The organism is Flavobacterium sp. MAHUQ-57, from assembly GCF_051908335.1.
Taxonomy (GTDB): domain Bacteria; phylum Bacteroidota; class Bacteroidia; order Flavobacteriales; family Flavobacteriaceae; genus Flavobacterium.
This window is the reverse complement of sequence record NZ_JBPZTE010000006.1, coordinates 305,567-323,802: the sequence shown is the minus strand read 5'-3', so window position 1 is coordinate 323,802 and position 18,236 is coordinate 305,567. Positions and strand designations below refer to the sequence as shown.

Sequence of the window (18,236 nt, the reverse complement as noted above, 5' to 3'; positions counted from 1 at the left end):
TTCATGGAGTTTAGTGAACTACACGAATTTCTTGACGAGAAGGTAGCGTTGTATAACAACCCTAATTTCATTGAGAGCGATCCCATACAAATACCTCATTCGTTTACTTTAAAAGAAGATATAGAAATCGCTGGCTTTTTGGCTTCGGTAATAGCATGGGGCAATCGGAAGATGATTATCAAGAACGCCCAAAAGAAGATGGAACTTATGGGGAATTCTCCTTATGATTTTGTTATGAATCACACGGAGAAAGATTTGGAATTACTTCGCTCTTTTGTTCACCGCACCTTTAACGGACAAGATTTTATAGGCTTTATCAGCGCTTTAAAAAACATTTATATCCATCACGGTGGACTTGAGGCTGTATTTTCAAAGCACCATGCCAACGGTTCGATGCAACAAAGTATTTCGGAATTCAAAAAAACATTTTTCGAAATTGATCATTTACCTCGCACAGAGAAGCATTTACCGGATCCATTAGGAGGATCTGCAGCCAAGCGCATTAACATGTATTTGCGTTGGATGTGTCGTCAAGACCAAAAAGGAGTTGATTTTGGTATATGGAAAAGTATACCTGCCTCTTCCCTATCTTGTCCTTTGGATGTACACTCTGGAAATGTAGCCCGAAAATTAGGATTGTTAACCCGAAAACAAAACGATGCAAAAGCATTGCTGGAATTGGACACCCAACTTCGATTATTGGATACCAATGACCCAGTAAAGTATGACTTTGCGTTATTTGGATTGGGTGTTTTTGAAGGATTTTGATGTAGACTCGCCCAATTGCTAGAATAGCAGCATTGAGATTGTTAGATTACTTCGATTTATCGATAGCAGAAATTAAGGATCGAAAGATGCACGCCACATGAATTAAGCACTGTCGGGGTCTGGAACCATTGATACTATGTGCATTTACATCCAAAATCCAAGGAGTTTACTAATCGTATAAACTAAAAACCTAATAATCCAATACTAGGTTGATATTACTTTGATACTACTTTGATACTACTTTGATACTACTTTGATACTACTTTGATACTACTTTGATACTACTTTGATACTACTTTGATACTACTTTGATACTACTTTGATACTACTTTAATACTACTTTAATACTACTTTAATACTACTTTGATACTACTTTGATACTACTTTGATACTAGTTGGTTAAAACTTAGTAATTGTTTTAAAGTGTAACCGTTTAGGCGAATAACAATTCCTTTAAAAGCAGAAGTTCTGACTGTTTTAGTTAAGTTATCCTTAAATAGCGATTTCCTAACGGTGATTATTTAGTAACTTTGAGCTACTTTTCATTATAGCTATGAATTTTAATAATTTCCCAGAGAATCCTTTTCAAATAAAGATATCCTTTCATAAAGTACTAGAGGCATTAGAATCAATCGCAGATTCGGATGTTGATTACCGTTCCAATTATGCCAAAGCTTTGCTTGCTGAGACGGCGCCTTACCCTGAATTAAGAGAAGGTATTACCAGTATGAGTCAGATTCATGAAAACGAACAGCTCATTCAGCATTTGATGGCCGATTTGTTTCCAACTGCTTTAACCCACAATGAAATTAAAGCAATTACGATTCCGTTTGTGAATATCACCTTCAACTATACAGAACGTTTCAAGAAAATATTGAAAGATGCCGGAACTGATTTTGACATAACCATTCGTGATTTAGACGACAGACAATTTTACATCATGAGTTGTTGTCTTATTTTGAATGTGTATTATCATCAGCATCTTGATTTCAGCAAACCTTTGTTTTATGATATTCCGGATGCAGAGGGGATTATGAAACATTACCGAATATTGTACAATGCTGATTTTCTGGAAATACTGCCAACGGATAAAGCGGTACAACTAACTCCCGAAGATATTGCCTTACTAATGGACAGTTTTGACAATATTGCCATTTGGAAAGAAAAATTCCCGGTAGAAAGTTGGATTTTGAAAGGTTTTGGAATTGTAGTTCTTTTTGATGCAACTACCGAAAATGCCGTTTCCAATCTTAAAAGTACCTTATTACGATTGAATGATGAGGAAGAGAATGAAGATTTCAATGAAATTCTGAAAGGCATATTACAATCCATATACAAAATACCCGATTTACGTATTGGTTACACCACTTTTGCCCAAGACGAAACCAAGTTCAGTACTATGGACAAGGAAAAGAAAGTAGACAGTTTTCTACTTTGTGGTTCACCAGAAATGAAATGTAAGAAAGCCTTAAATAGCGGTATTTACAAAACATTAATAGAAGACAAAAACTATGTCGCCATCTCTAATGTTGCCGAATTTGTCAAAAGCGAGGAAAACAGCTTCTTTGGCAATCATTTATTGGCACAAGGTGTTATGAGTTGTGTTTTTGCTCCTGTGGTAAAAGACGGCAATTTATTAGGAATCATGGAATTGGTTTCCTCAAAAGTTTCCGAATTGAACAGCCTCAATGCCAACAAACTGGACATTGTAATGCCCTTTATAGTGGATACTATCGATCGTTACAATTCGGAAATTCAAAATAAAATAGAAGCCGTTATCCAAAAGGAATACACCAGTATTCATCCGAGTGTTTATTGGAAATTTCAGAAAGAAGCCAAAAAGTACATCGTGAATGAACATTCCAATCCCGATTATATTTTCAAGGAAATTGTCTTCAAGGATGTGTATCCGTTGTATGGACAAATAGACATCAAAGAATCTTCAGATACCAGAAACAGAGCTGCTCAGGATGATATGAAAAACCAGCTGAGTACATTAATCAGTATTATTGAAGCGTTACACGAACGAACTAAATTACCTATACTCGAACAACGGAAATTCGAATTGGTTACCTATTTGAATGATTTGTTCGTCAACCTAAAAGCCGATACCGAGCAACAAATTCAACGTTACATTGAAACTGAAATCCATCCGATTCTTAAAAATGAGAGTCAAGATGCATTGGTAGCGAATTATTTCGACAGTATTGATGAAACCACCGGTACTTTTTACCAGGAAAGAAAGAAATTTGATTCGACTTTAACAGCCATCAATAAAAAATTGAGTGTCGTTTTAGACAACAAGCAAAAAGAAGCTCAAGCGATATTTCCACATTATTTTGAACGGTTTAACACCGATGGCGTTGAGCACAATCTTTACATTGGCAATTCAATTACACCACAGTCGAATTTCAATTTGAATTACTTGTACAATATGCGTTTGTGGCAACTTCAAGTATTGGCTGAGATGGAAAGAGAACATTATGCATTAAAAGACACTTTGCCCTATCCGCTTGAAGTGACCTCGTTGATTTTAGTATTCAGTTCCCCGATTACGATTCGTTTTCGTATGGATGAGAAACGATTTGATGTGGATGGATCCTACAATGCCCGTTATGAAGTGGTGAAAAAACGAATAGATAAAGCACTGGAGAAAAACACCCAAAAGCGCATTACCGAGAAAGGTAAAATCACCATAGTCTATTCGCATTCCGATGAAGAAAAAGAATACACCAAGTACATCGAATACCTTCAGTTCCAGAAAGTATTAGAACCTATGGTCGAATACTTGGAAGTTGAAGATTTACAAGGCGTATCCGGATTAAAAGCCATCCGTGTTAAAGTTTTATTGGATTAAAGTCCGGATCTTTTGAATGCCCAAATAAAGGCAAAAACCGAACAAATGATTCCGATCATGAAAACCGTATAGGTAATTCTCAAGAGTTTGTATTTACGGTTTAAGACCAAACCTAGAAAGTACAAATCCTTAATCATGGAATTGTAAAGATACTCACGATCCTTCATCAGTTCGTTGACAGCCCATTGGTATTCCTCCAGCGGCATTTTATAAAAGTTTCCGAAGAACAACAGATTTACCTTTTTATCTTCGATATCCTGACGAGTAAATGTACCGCTAGTTACTTTCGGACGGGTTGACATGATGGCAAAAATGATGGATATCACGCTAAAAAGCAACAAAATGAATGTAGGCACAATCAAATGTACATTCCCTGGACTATCTAGTTTTGGGATCAATGTAGACAATGCGATTGAAATGATAATTGCATTAACGGATAGCAGAATATTCGCTTTACTGTCGGCAATTTCACTCAACCGAGTATGATTATTCAATGTCGTTCGGAACATGGTATCGATACCTCTTTCCGGGCGTTCCAACTTTTCCAGTTTTTTCTTTTTCAGTTTGTTTTTTGAAAGATTTTCCGGGTTATCTGACAGTTTTTGGATTTCCTTATGCAATTGCAAGATATTTTTATCCTTTGTTTTTTGCCATTCTGTTTTAGCATAGGGAGTAAAATAGCGATGGCAACTCACTAGAATTCTTCTATTTTCAGACAGCCATTCCAAATCGGTTACCACTTTATCTTGCGTCAGTTTCCATTCTTCGCGCAATAGTTGACTCGTAGCAATATAATCTTCACTTGCAAAATGGCAATAATCGGCATCTTTGATGATCATTTCCGAACTATTCTGCGGCACGTAGTTTACTTCGGTAGCTCGAATAAGTCCAATTACTTTGTCGATATACTCCTGTTCTTTTTGATTTTCCCGTAAAAACTGTTCAACAATTGTTACACTTTTTTCTTCATGTTTCTCCCAGCCTTTAGTGTAACCAACGTCATGGAACCAAGCGGCAACTTGAATTATTTCTGCATCGCTACCTTGGATATTTTCCTTTTCGATTAGCAATTTAGCAGCGGCTACTACTTTTTGCGTATGATTAAAATTATGGTAAGTATATAAATTAGAAAGATTATCTTTGAGTAAGTTGAAAACGAAATCTTCTGCGTGTTGAATAAAATTCATACAATGATCATTTAATACTACTAAATTATGAAATTGTTTTGGGTAAACGAATCAATCAAACAAAATTATACACTGTTTTGCTATACCGCCCTACTATTCCTGTTCAATGCCTGTGCTACCCATACGATACAATTCGGTACTTCTACTACCTCAACTAAGTCAGAAGAAGAAAAAGACACGATAAAAAACAGTCATACTTTGTTTTTGGTGGGTGATGCCGGAAATGCAGATGACCAACAAACGCAGCAAACTTTATCACTACTTAAAGCAAAACTGGACAAGGCTGATAAAAAGGCAACGTTACTATTTCTTGGAGACAATATTTATCCTTTGGGCATGCCCGTAGAAAAAACAACCCAAGAACGGAAAGAAGCCGAAATCAAATTGAACAATCAACTCCAAGTTACACAAGATTTCAAAGGGAAAACAGTATTCATTCCGGGTAATCACGATTGGTATCACGGTTTAAAAGGATTACAGGAACAAGAGTTATTCGTATCCAATTTTTTGAAACAAAAGAAAGCCTTTCTTCCAGGAAAAGGCTGCGGAATTGAAAGTCTTACACTCAATGACAACTTGGTATTAATTGCCATCGATAGTCAATGGTATTTGGAAGATTGGGACAAACAACCCTACATCAATGACAATTGCGATATTAAAACCCGGGATCAATTTTTTGGAGAATTGGAAAGCTTGATCAATAAGAACCAGAACAAAACCCTAGTATTGGCCATTCACCATCCCTTACTCACTAATGGTCCGCATGGTGGGCAGTTTTCCCTCCGAAAACAATTATATCCTTCCCATTTTCCGATTCCTTTACCTGTCTTAGGTTCCTTTGTCAATTTGATACGAAAAACATCCGGTGTGAGTCCGCAGGATATGCAAAACAAGCAATATACCGCATTTGTCAATCGTTTAAAGCCCATTATTCAGGACAAAGACAATATTATCGTAGTATCGGGTCATGAGCATAATTTGCAATACATTGCTCATGATGGCATCCAACAGATTGTGAGTGGTTCCGCTTCAAAACGAGAGGCAGCCAGAGCCATTTATCCCAATAACTTTTCCTTTGGTGGTAAAGGTTATGCTGTTCTGAATGTCAAGGAAAACGGCAGTGCCCAAGTTGTGTTTTACAGTACAGAAGGAACTACTGAAAAAGAAATCTTCCGTCAGGAGATTATCAAAGAAAAAAAGGAAACCCCGTTAGTCTATACCGGACAGACCAGCAAGACGGTAAATGCCGTCATTTATGACCAAAAAATGACACAAAAGAGCGGTTTTTACCGTTTTTTATGGGGTAAACATTACCGAGAGTATTACAGCAAGCCTGTTGAAGCACAAGTCGTTCAGTTGGATACGCTTTACGGTGGATTACAACCTACTATCTCTGGAGGCGGTCATCAATCATTATCCTTACGACTGAAAGATAAAAACGGTAAAGAATATGTAATGCGCGCCTTAAAGAAAAGCGCGAAACGTTTTCTGCAAACGGTGGCATTCAAAGAGCAAAACATTCAAAATGATTTTCAGAATACCACAGCCGAACGTTTTATATATGATTACTATACCACGGCCCATCCGTATACCCCATTCATTGTTGGCGCTTTAGCTGATAAAGTAGGCATTTTTCATTCCAATCCGAAATTGTTTTACGTTCCGAAACAGCCGGCTTTGGGACAATACAATGAAGGTTTCGGCGATGCATTGTACATGATTGAAGAACGACCAACCGATTCACAGAAAGATGTTGAAAGCTTTGGAAAACCCGATGCCATCGTAGGTTCTGATGAAGTAATGGCCAATTTACGAAAAGATGAAAAGTACCGGGTGGATGAAGCAAGTTACATTAAAGCGCGTCTTTTTGATATGTTGATTGGCGATTGGGACCGTCATCCTGACCAATGGCGTTGGGCCGAATTCAAGCAAGGCAACACTATAGTCTACCAACCCATTCCACGTGACCGAGATCAGGCATTTGCCAAAATTGACGGTAACTTATTGGGTTTGATTACCGACGTTCCTGCTGCCCGTCATATGAAATCGTTCAAAAAAAACCTACCCAATGCCAAATGGTTCAATTTTGAAGCCAATGGTATGGATAGCGCTTTCATTATCAACAATGATCCTAACGTATGGATACAACAAGCAAGGCATATTGTTAGTCAACTTACACCAGAGGCTATTGCGCAAGCTTTTGCTTTGCTTCCAAAGGAAATGAATAATGATGCGACTACGGCTGAAATCAAAAGTAAACTTAGCCACCGTCTTCAAAATTTGGAGGCCTATGCTTTGCATTACCGTGAGCTACTGAACCAAAACGTGCTATTGTTGGGAACCGATAAAAAAGACAAGTTCGTTATTGAACGACAAGAGAACGGGATAACGGCAATTAGTCGCTTCCGAATTAAAAAAGACGGAGAGGAAAAACTGTTTTCGAGAACCTACTCTGCCAATGAAACAAAGGAAATCATTATTTATGGTTTGGATGATGAAGATAGTTTTGAAGTGCATGGAAAAGGTTCGAACCTCATCCCTATCCGACTTATCGGCGGGCAAAATCACGACAAATACACCATTGACAATGGCAAAAGAATACGTATTTACGATTTCAAATCGAAAGAAACTACCTTAACTGGAAATGGTCATCCGTGTGTGACACTGACTGATAATTACGAAATCAACGAATTTTACAGCAAAAACAAAAAGCCGAATGCTTTGATGATCTTACCTTCCATTGGTTCCAACCCCGATGACGGTGTGAAATTGGGTGTCACTTTAAATTATACGCGTTACGGTTTTAATAGCAATCCGTATACGGAAAACCATCAGTTCAAAGGCAACTATTATTTTGCTACAGAAGGTTTCGAGATCTTTTACAAAGGAACTTTTGCCAAAATTTTAGGCAATTGGGATTTAGCGCTAGATGCCCGTTATACCACGCCCAATTTCAGCATCAATTATTTTGGTTATGGCAATGCAATCGACAACAATGATGATGTCACGGGAATGAATTACAATCGGGTAAAAATACAACTGTTAAAAATAGCACCATCGCTCATCCGAAAAGGGAAAAACGGTAGTACTGTTCTGGTGCAACCCACCTTTGAAAACATAGAAGTTGAAGATACACCGGGACGTTTTGTTGCGATGCCTGGCGCGGTGAATCCAAAAGTATTCGAGTACCAGCAGTTTGCCGGAATCGATTTCAAATACACTTTTGAGAATTATGACAATGTATCCAATCCGACTATGGGAATGACGTTCTCGGTATTGGCCAGTTGGAAAACCAATCTTACTTATCAAAATCGCAATTTCCCCTATTTGGAAGGCACCTATGGTTTTAGCCATAAAGTTTTGCCCAAAGGCGAGTTGGTTTTTGGTACTTTAGTAAAGGCCAAAGCCGTACTCAACAACAATTATGAATTTTACCAAGCCGCAACATTAGGAGGAGATTATGATTTAAGAGGCTATCGAACCGAACGCTTTTTAGGAAAGCAATCCTTTTATCAGAGCAGTGATTTACGGTTACGATTGGGGAAGATACGCCAAAGTTTATTACCTATGCAGTATGGCCTTTTAGGAGGTTATGACTATGGACGTGTTTGGATAGATGGAGAAGATTCGAAGCAATGGCATCACTCGGTAGGTGGTGGATTATGGCTGAACGGACTAAATGCAGTAACCGCAAGAATCACCTATTTTAACGGATCAGACGGAAATAGGATTGCGTTTGGGTTAGGTTTTGGATTTTAAAGAGTTTCAAGTTTTAACCCAAGTCTTGTTGAAAACGAAACAAATGGAGTAAAGCAAAGTATGAGATATACTAATTGCTAAGAACTAAGGACTAAGAACTAAGGACTAAGGACTAAGGACTAAATTAATAATCACTTAAACATACACATCATGAAATTTACACGAAAAGCAAATGCCAACTGGAAAGGCACCGGAATGGAAGGAAAAGGGACAATTTCGACCCAAAGCACCACATTAAACAACGCCCAATTATCCTTCAAGACACGATTTGAAGACGGAAGTATAGGCACAAATCCAGAAGAATTAGTAGCAGCGGCTCATTCAGGATGTTTTACCATGCAGCTGAGTTTTTTATTAAGCGGTGCTGGATATACCCCTGAGAATTTGGATACCGAAGCCAAGATTACTTTTGAGGACGGTACCATCACTCAAATGCACTTAACCCTTAGAGGCAGTGTACCGGGAATCAGTAATGAGGAATTTCAGGAAACTGCTCAAAAAGCGAAAGAGATATGCCCGATTTCTAAATTACTGAATACCGAAATTATCCTTGATGCACAGTTAGTTTGATCTGAGACAAAAAGGGACTGAGATGCTAAACTGCTACGAGTTTAAAACCTTAGAAGCTTAGTAACTCACTACTCTTTTAAAGTATATTCATAAACCCTGCCGCCCGATTTTTTCACTTTCTCGTCGGCAATGTATAGAACCGAATTGTTGATAAATGTCAGTGCTTCTTTTTGGGAGTAATGGTTTAGTGACAATTCGGTTTTTGTACCCTCATGAAATTGGTCAGAGGTAAAGTCTTTAAAGAGCCATAACTTATTGTGACTCAAGATAGCCACTTTCTGTTGGTCCGGACTAATTGCTGCTGCAGTAATTGCGCAGGTATTAAAGTCGGTACAACTATTCAATTTCCCTAATACAACAGCTGTTTGAGTTCCCGGTTGATTGGGAATTTTATATATTGTTACGCTACCATCCGAATTCGTACTTCTGTTTTTGGTAAACAGATAAAAATAATCTTGGTAAACGATAAAAGCTTCTACATCGAAAAGTCGTTCACTGGCTGGAGGAGGAAAAGCCGTTTGGTCCGGATAACTGAACGTTGTTTTCGCTGCGGCAGTTGTAGTTGTATTGCCTAAGGTTTCCTTACTTACTTTATATATACATAAATCTTGGCGTAGGTTGTCATTGTTTCCGAAATCTCCAATATAGATATTCCCTGTTGCATCGGAAGCCAAATCTTCCCAATCGACATTCGTCGCATCAGTAATACGGATTGTGTGTGCTATCTCACCATTCGTATCCAAACGGTACAAGTCGTTATCATTACCACTGTCTTCAATAGCCCAAAGCGAGCTGTCCACCCACTCTATTCCGGAGACTTCTTCCAGTGCTTTAGGCAACTTGTAAACCGTTTTCAGTTCTTCTTTATCGGAAGAACAAAAAGTAAAAGCCATTAGGGTTATTGCTGCGACTGAAAACGGTAAATAGTTCATAGAAGTAATTTTACTGCTAATTTAGTGATTTTAGTTTTTAGTGCATAGTACTTAGTCCTTAGTGACTTTAATTGAGTGATAAGTACCAAGTAAAGAGCACTTAGTTCTTAGCGATTAGTACTGTCTAAAAAGCGATTAGTACCACTTGGCTTTGCTACTTCGACAAGCTCAGTAACCATAACTCAGCTACCTAAACGACCAATACCAATTAAAAGCGATTTGAATACTAAAAACCCACTAAGTACTATGCACTAAGTACTCCGGACTAAACGCTAAGGACTATGTGCCATCACTCATAACTCATAATTCATAACTAATCATTACCTTTGCCCAATCCATTTTCAAGAAGAAACATGATTCATAATGATACCATTGTTGCCCTGGCTACTCCTTCGGGGGCTGGAGCTATTGCTGTGATCCGACTATCCGGAAAAGACGCCATTACTATTGCGTCGGAAGTATTCCGATCGATACACAACAAAGATTTAACGAAGCAGAAATCACATACCCTGCATTTGGGACATGTGGTCGATGGCGACAAAGTATTGGATCAGGTATTGGTATCGCTATTTAAGGGAACCAATTCGTATACGGGTGAAAACACAGTGGAAATTTCGTGCCACGGCTCTACTTTCATCCAACAACAAATCATTCAGTTATTACTGCGTAAAGGTTGTCGTATGGCACAAGCCGGTGAATTTACCTTACGCTCGTTCCTGAGCGGTAAAATGGATTTATCCCAAGCGGAAGCAGTTGCCGACTTGATTGCTTCCGATAACGAAGCGAGTCATCAAATCGCCATGCAGCAAATGCGCGGTGGCTTTAGCAATGAAATAGCCCATTTACGTCAGGAGTTGTTGAACTTCGCTTCGCTGATTGAATTGGAATTGGACTTTTCGGAAGAAGATGTCGAATTTGCCGATCGTACCCAGTTCAAAGAACTGTTGAACCGTATTGAGTTTGTCTTGAAACGTTTAATTGATTCCTTTGCCGTAGGTAATGTCATCAAGAACGGAATTCCGGTAGCCATTGTAGGAGAACCCAATGTAGGGAAATCGACTTTATTGAATGCCTTATTGAATGAAGAACGTGCCATTGTGAGTGATATCGCCGGAACTACCCGCGATACCATTGAAGACGAATTGGTTATTGACGGTATCGGTTTTCGATTCATCGATACGGCCGGTATCCGTGAAACGAAAGATGTGGTGGAAAGCATTGGTATCCAAAAAACCTTCGAAAAGATGGATCAGGCACAGGTCGTGTTATACCTATTCGAAAGCCTAAAATTCAAATCGCAAAGTGCCGAATACATTACCGAAATTGAAAAAGTAAAAAACAAATACCCACTAAAACCTTTATTAGTGGTCATCAATAAAATTGACTTGCTATCGGATGCTGAAGTAGCAGCGATTAAAGAACAGTTGGAAGCCTTGAGTGTAAACCTGGTAACGATTTCAGCGAAACAAAACCTTGGTATTGACGACTTAAAGCACCAATTGTTGTCCTTCATCAATACCGGTGCCTTACGCAATAACGAAACGATCGTGACCAATACACGCCACTACGACTCCTTACTCAAAGCCTTGGAAGAAATCCAGAAGGTACAATGGGGACTGCAATCGGGCTTGTCTTCTGACCTAATGGCGATTGATATCCGTCAAGCCTTGTATTACTTTGGTGAAATTACAGGAGAAGTAAGTAATGATGAATTGTTGGGGAATATCTTTGCGAATTTTTGTATAGGTAAATAGACTTCTTAGACTTTTTAGACTTCTTAGATTTTGAGACTGTCTAAGTCATCAACTTAATCAATTTTGAATATTAAAAAGCCTTGGTTTCCAAAGGCTTTATTTTTACCATTTCCTTTCAAGGAATTTATTATATTTTCACTACAATTTGACGATTGCATAAGTTACAACTCTTATGAATTCGCATCTAAAAACTTAATTAGTTTCCGGTATAAGTTGACGATTCCATATACACGATTAGTGTTACTGCTATGCTTAGTATACTGGTAAAAGTATTTAAAAAATAGTCGAAATTGTAAACGGTTTCGGCTACAAAAACATGCTCTTTTACTACCAAAAAATTTATCATGAGTTCTTGTCTAAAAATTTAATCAGTTAACATTTCTTGTAAGTCAAAACTATAGCCATTTTTATTACTTCACAAATCATATTACCCTGAATTCATAAATTCTAGTTTTGATTTAATAAATTATTTCTTACAACTTCCTTTTTTTAATATGTTTGCAGACGATTTTCAAATATTAAAAAATACCTCATGCATTTCAGAAGTTTCATCTTAAGCTTATTCATTTTCTCTTTTTCCATCATGTCTGCTCAAAAAGAAGCTAAAAAGGAAAGTTATGATGAATTGAAAAAACTGTTTTTTGATAATGCTAACAACAAAACAAAACAGCAGATTTATGCTAAAGCATTTTTAGATAAGGCAAAAAAAGAAAAGAACAACAATAAAATTATCAGAGGATACTACCTTCACTCCTTAATACATGAAAAAGACAAAGCATTAATTTATTTGGATTCTGTCATACTATACTCCATTAATACAGATGATGAACATTTTCCAAATTCGGCCTATTGTGAGAAAGCATTTATTTTAGAAAGCCTGTTTAAGTATAACGAAGCCTTACAAAACTATTTACTTGCCGAAAAATATGCAATTCATAAAAACAGAATCGATGATTATTATGTAGCCCGATATTATGTAGCCATTACAAAATCAGAAAGTTTAGGTGAAACCAAAGAAGCTTTGAATATATATAAAGAGATATTCAATCACTATAAAAATGGGGAAGTCTTCGGAACTGATTATTCAAAAGTTATTTATCAAAAAGCGATATTCGGGATTGCAGATTCATATAAAGCATTAAAATCAACTGATTCTGCAACCTACTACAATAAGTTAGGTTACAAAGAAACTAAGAAAACAAATAATGAACAGCTGCTGAATCTATTCATATTAAACGAAGGTGCAAATCAGGTTCTCACAAAAAACTACAAGACTGCATCTGACAGTATAAGTAAAGCTCTACCTTTTTTAAAACAAAATAATGATAAGGCCAACATTATGGCTTCCTACTACTATTTAGGAAAAATTAATGAAGGACAAGGAAAAACAAGCGAAGCGGTAAAAAACTTCATCAAAGTGGATTCCATACACCAAAAGGATAAAATAATGTTTCCGGAATTAATTGGTGGGTATCATTATCTGATTTCACATTATAAGAAAACAGGCAATAAAGAAAAACAACTGGAATATTTAACAAAGTATATCAGTATTGACAGTACTTTCCAGAAAACTCACAATACTATGTACAAATTACTTGTAAAAGAGTATGATATACCTCATTTATTCAAACAAAAAGAAGCATTGATTGCATCCTTACAAAATAATAATTCGATTTACCTGATAATTTCAATACTACTAATAATTGCTGTAGTAGGATTATTGTACTATCAATACAGGATAAAGAAAATTTACAAAGAGAGATTTCAAAAGATCATCATCGATACCCAAAGTAAAATAACCATAAACGATGCTAAAACACAACCATCACTTGAAGAAAAGGATACTAATTTAAAAGAAAAAAATTCAATTAAAAGTAAAGAATTAAACATTGCAAAAGATGTTGAGACTCGTATCCTAAAAAGTCTATATGACTTTGAACGCCAAAAGACTTTTCTAAAACAAGGCATCACATTGCAATCTCTGGCAAAAGATTGTAATACCAACACGGTTTACTTATCGAAAGTAATTAATACACATAAAGAGAAAAAATTCAATGACTATCTTAACGATTTACGGATAGATGAATGCGTTCTTGGATTACAACAAAATCCTGAATTTTTAAAATATACGATCGAAGCAATTGCTACAGAATTTGGTTTTAACAATGAAGATACTTTTTCAATAGTTTTTCAAAAAAGAATGAAGATAAAACCAAGTTTCTTTATTAACGAATTGAAAAAAATGAAGGAAAGTGCCTGATTTCAATGAATTCGACCCTGAATTTATTAATTCAGGGAACTAGGCGCTGAATTCAGAGTTTACGAAAATCCCAAATAATTACATTTGCCGAAATCAAATTTAAAAAGACATGAAAAAAATTAAAAAAGAAAAGTTACAATTTAAAAAATTCAGTGTTTTAGAATTGAATAATTTAAAATCAGTTAAAGGAGGAGGTAATGATGCGCCGCCAACCGTTACAATTGACTTAACCATTACAGGAGGAAATGGTAATGGAGGAGGTGCTGGCAACGGAGGTGCGGCAAGCTCTTCAGCCGATTGTCTGAAATAATTCCTAATGATTTGAATTGAAACTTTATTTAAAAAATAAAGTTTCAATTCTTTTATCTAAACAAAAAAATCAAACACTAAAAAATGAACTCAATTAAATACATAATTCTACTATTTTTAATAAATTTTAGTTTGTATTCACAAAAAACTGTTGAAGAAAAAACGATTTTAAAAGACTGGTATAAAAAAGACTTCGAACAAGATAAAGTTTTAGGCATTTCGCTGAATAAATTCCACAGCCTAAAAAAAGGAAAAACAACTAAAACGAAAAAAGTCATTGTTGCTGTATTAGATACACAAATTGAATTAAATCATGAAGATTTAAAACCTGCCATTTGGATCAATAAAAAAGAAATCCCTAATAATGGAATTGATGATGATAAAAACGGATACATTGATGATATAAATGGGTGGGATTTTCTTGGAACCAAAAAAGGTGGCTATATGGTTTACGAAAATTATGAATACGTTCGCTTTATTAGAGAACATAGCAATAAATTTCAAAATGTAAAAAGAGAAGATGTTCAAAGTGCTGAACTTGAAAACTATGATGAGTTCCAAAGAGCCATCAAACTTTATGAAACTAAAGATAAATTTTATAAAAACTGGAGAAAATCGTTAGTATTTAAACTTGGTGTGTATAAAAATATTAAAGATACTTTAAAACATTTTTTTCCGAAAGAAGATTATACTTATAAACAATTGGACAGTCTATATAAAAAGTATAAGATAAATGACAAGACCTTTAGGCAAAGAAGAGACGACAACGATCAGGATTTAGGAGCTTTGATTCATTATATGATGACAAGTTTTGAAGTTGGACATACTACTTTAGAACATATACAAGAGCAAAAAGCCCAACTAGATTCGGTTATAGAAAGAAACATAAATATTGATTTTCAAGAAAGAAGGGAAATAGGCGACAATCCTAATCAATTAGAAATCGGATACGGAAATAATAAGATTGGTGCAAATATCTCCGGTATTCAATTAATCAATGAACATTCCACCAGAGTTGCAGGAATAATTGGAGCTTGTGGAAAAAATAATATTGGGATAAGTGGATTTTCAGATGATATAATTATAATGCCTTTACATGTTTCTGCTTCAGGTGATGAACATGATAAGGATATTGCTACCGCAATCCGCTATGCAGTGGATAACGGTGCTAAAGTAATCAATATGTCTTTCGGTAAGAATTTTTCGCTTCACAAAGACTGGATTAAAGAAGCCTTTAAGTATGCTGAAAGTCATAATGTGCTTTTGGTACATGCAGTAGGTAATGACGGACTGAGTATTGATGAATCCCCTTTCTATCCGAATGATTATAACTATGACAACAAAGAAGAAATAAGTGGCAATTTTATCAATGTGGGTTCCATTAATAGTAAATATGGGGAAAAAATGGTTTCGTATTTTTCAAATTACGGTAAAAAGAACGTTGATTTATTTGCACCGGGGGAAGATATTTATACGACTGTAGAGGGAAGCAAATATAACTTTGATTCGGGAACTTCGTTAGCCGCACCAGTGGTTTCCGGTACAGCAGCTTTGATTTGGTCTTATTATCCAAACTTAACGGTACAGCAAGTAAAACAAATCATATTAGAATCAGGAACAAAGATTGATTTTGAGGTAAATGCACCAACACTAAACAAAAAAGTTCCATTTTCAGAACTGTCAAAAACGGGAAGGGTTTTGAATGTGTTTAATGCAATGGAACTTGCTGAAAAATGGAGTAAAGGGAAAAAATAATTCGTATTTACAAATGAAGAAAGAAAACAATACATCAAAAAAAACATGGATTATTCTGATTGCAGTGTGTGCTGCCTTTTTTCTGTTGATTTCCTTTTTTGTTATTACAACCTCTTTATCAAAGCCTCAATCGATGGAGCTTGGTGTTATTGAGGATGGTGAGATCCAAAAAGATACAATCAGTATGAATCCAAAAAAAGCTGCGAAAGCAATAACCATATTAGTTAGTGATAGCAATAAAGTCATACGTTATGTTGGCCTCTTGTCTTCTCCTCTGGAAAAGCCTAAAGAATTTGAGTATGGAGAAAATGGTATCCGAAAGGAGTTATTACGATTGAAGTCGATACTTTCAAAAGATGGAAAAGATGAGAGAATTGTACTTATCAAAATGAGTAAAAAAGGGGGTTATAAAAAGATGATGGATATTTTGGATGAGATGGCTATTGCTAAAGTACCTACTTACGCGTTAGTTGATATTACTCCGGAAGAAATGCAATTACTGACAAGCAAAAAGTAAAATACAATAATGAGATATGTACCATTTTTAATAGTTAGCATCCTGTTAGATTGTTAGACTTCTTGAAATTAGAGTAGTAATCCTGACAGGATTTGTTGATACAAACGGCAACCCTACCTCCACTCCACCCGAAAACCGAATTGTTCAAAAAGGAACTAGTACCAAATAAATCCTTATTTATCAGTATTTTAAAAAAAAATAGATTACGTTTGCACAAATTAATACATTTACAATGCAAGAAGGTACAGTAAAATTCTTCAATGAAGAAAAAGGTTTCGGTTTTATCACACCAAATGACGGTGGTAACGAAATATTTGTTCACGTTTCAGGACTAACGGAAAAGATCCGTGAGAATGATGAAGTTCGTTTTGACGTGGAAGAAGGCCGTAAAGGTCCTAATGCAATAAACGTAGTTTTAGCGTAATACACTATTATAAGTTGAGTTACAAAGTCCCTGCCCATGGTAGGGACTTTTTTTTATCTCTATTTTTTTTAACTATCATTCAATACACTAAACAGTATTTAGACTGTTAGACTTCTTGAAATTAGAGTAGTAAGCCTGTTAGCATATAACGCTTTGACAAGGTTTGTTGTTTAAAAACACGTAGAAACACGTATTTGATGTTGTTTGGGGAATGGTTATGTTTGAGTTATCCTATTTTATCCAACTGTACTTTTTACAGAATGTCTTTAGAAGAGGTTGACTTTTATACATAATTTTAATTACTAAGTATTTATATAAAATTATAATGATAGAAATTCCAGAAAATAGTTATCAAAATCTTGTTAAAACCAAAAATCAGATTAAAAATAATTTACCGTTACTTATACTTATTCCAACGATTCTTGGAGGACTACAACAAACAATTCAATTAATTATAATTTCACCTTCATTGATAAGATTTTTTTCAATAAGTCAATTAATTGCTGATGGATTATTTATCCTTTTATATTTTACTTCAATCGTTATTCTACCCCTATATATTGCTAAATATATAATGAAGATTACTAATAATCTTTCAAATGAAATCAAACTAATCATAAGTTATTTCATCATAATATTACAAGCTATTAATATACTGATAATTTTATTTTATAACAAGGAAACTTCTTCAGATACTTTGCTTGACTTCCTTCATCAAGTATCAATATTTTTTGTGTTTGGATGTAGTATTTTCTTAAAAATTGAAAATAATGATAATGAACAATCAATAATAAAAATCAATAAAATAAATTGGATTGTTTCATTAGTCATTTTTTTTACAGGTCTCACTTTAAGCATCATAATGTTTATAAAAATCAATATTACCATTCCAATTGACAACTTTACAAAGCTAGAAAAAAAATACGGTGACATTAAAAATATTGAAATATTGTATTTCAATGATAAATATATTTTTTTAAGAGTTTTAAACAAATCATCAGATCATAAAATTCATATAGAAAAACTGGATACGGTATTGTGAACATTTCTTTTAGTTAGAATACCTAAAAACTGAGTTGAAGCACATATGAAAGCATTAGGTATAGAAAAAATAAATTTTAAATATTGCTATCAGATAATATTG

The 18,236-nt window shown here is 35.3% G+C and carries 13 protein-coding genes; 11 read left to right on the top strand and 2 right to left on the bottom strand.

Annotated elements, in window-relative coordinates; genetic code table 11:
* Positions 1–3: 3 nt before the first annotated feature.
* Together ACS8MM_RS01700 and ACS8MM_RS01695 are read left to right on the top strand one after the other, a co-directional pair.
* On the top strand, positions 4–768 hold the full coding sequence (locus ACS8MM_RS01700) for a TIGR02757 family protein (protein ID WP_379712381.1): 765 nt from the start codon (positions 4–6) through the stop codon (positions 766–768).
* Positions 769–1,321: 553 nt separating this feature from the next.
* Positions 1,322–3,625: a GAF domain-containing protein gene (locus ACS8MM_RS01695; protein WP_379712379.1), complete on the top strand. Its 2,304-nt coding sequence runs from the start codon at positions 1,322–1,324 to the stop codon at positions 3,623–3,625.
* Here the strand turns inward: ACS8MM_RS01695 and ACS8MM_RS01690 are convergent.
* Positions 3,622–4,812, bottom strand: coding sequence for a Pycsar system effector family protein (locus tag ACS8MM_RS01690; protein WP_379712377.1), 1,191 nt, complete (start codon positions 4,810–4,812; stop codon positions 3,622–3,624). The genes ACS8MM_RS01695 and ACS8MM_RS01690 overlap by 4 nt on opposite strands.
* Before the next feature lie 27 nt (positions 4,813–4,839).
* On the opposite strand from ACS8MM_RS01690, the gene ACS8MM_RS01685 reads away from it, so the two are divergent.
* On the top strand, positions 4,840–8,571 hold the full coding sequence (locus tag ACS8MM_RS01685) for a metallophosphoesterase (protein WP_379712375.1): 3,732 nt from the start codon (positions 4,840–4,842) through the stop codon (positions 8,569–8,571).
* 150 nt (positions 8,572–8,721) lie between these two features.
* Positions 8,722–9,141 carry an OsmC family protein gene (locus ACS8MM_RS01680; RefSeq protein ID WP_379712373.1) on the top strand — a complete coding sequence of 140 codons (420 nt, stop codon included), beginning with the start codon at positions 8,722–8,724 and terminating at the stop codon, positions 9,139–9,141.
* Between the two features lie 68 nt (positions 9,142–9,209).
* On the opposite strand, the gene ACS8MM_RS01675 is transcribed toward ACS8MM_RS01680, so the two are convergent.
* Entirely contained in the window at positions 9,210–10,073 is an 864-nt protein-coding gene (locus tag ACS8MM_RS01675; RefSeq protein WP_379712371.1) for a hypothetical protein, read from the bottom strand.
* 353 nt (positions 10,074–10,426) lie between these two features.
* On the opposite strand from ACS8MM_RS01675, the gene mnmE reads away from it, so the two are divergent.
* From mnmE to ACS8MM_RS01640, 7 genes are all read left to right on the top strand, one after another.
* Positions 10,427–11,827, top strand: coding sequence for a tRNA uridine-5-carboxymethylaminomethyl(34) synthesis GTPase MnmE (gene mnmE, locus ACS8MM_RS01670; RefSeq protein WP_379712369.1), 1,401 nt, complete (start codon positions 10,427–10,429; stop codon positions 11,825–11,827).
* Between the two features lie 532 nt (positions 11,828–12,359).
* The gene (locus ACS8MM_RS01665; protein ID WP_379712367.1) at positions 12,360–14,087 is read left to right on the top strand and encodes a hypothetical protein; all 1,728 of its coding nucleotides are present in this window, start codon (positions 12,360–12,362) and stop codon (positions 14,085–14,087) included.
* A gap of 109 nt (positions 14,088–14,196) precedes the next feature.
* Positions 14,197–14,397: a hypothetical protein gene (locus tag ACS8MM_RS01660; protein ID WP_379712365.1), complete on the top strand. Its 201-nt coding sequence runs from the start codon at positions 14,197–14,199 to the stop codon at positions 14,395–14,397.
* A 131-nt stretch (positions 14,398–14,528) separates the two neighbouring features.
* Positions 14,529–16,151 (top strand): S8 family peptidase, encoded by a 1,623-nt coding sequence (locus tag ACS8MM_RS01655; protein WP_379712363.1) that lies wholly within the window; start codon positions 14,529–14,531, stop codon positions 16,149–16,151.
* A 13-nt stretch (positions 16,152–16,164) separates the two neighbouring features.
* Positions 16,165–16,668, top strand: a complete 504-nt coding sequence (locus tag ACS8MM_RS01650) for an ExbD/TolR family protein (protein ID WP_379712361.1) — start codon at positions 16,165–16,167, stop codon at positions 16,666–16,668.
* 232 nt (positions 16,669–16,900) lie between these two features.
* The gene (locus ACS8MM_RS01645; RefSeq protein WP_379712359.1) at positions 16,901–17,092 is read left to right on the top strand and encodes a cold-shock protein; all 192 of its coding nucleotides are present in this window, start codon (positions 16,901–16,903) and stop codon (positions 17,090–17,092) included.
* 325 nt (positions 17,093–17,417) lie between these two features.
* A complete protein-coding gene (locus tag ACS8MM_RS01640) occupies positions 17,418–18,134 on the top strand; it encodes a hypothetical protein (RefSeq protein WP_379712357.1) in 717 nt (238 codons plus the stop codon).
* Positions 18,135–18,236: the final 102 nt, after the last annotated feature.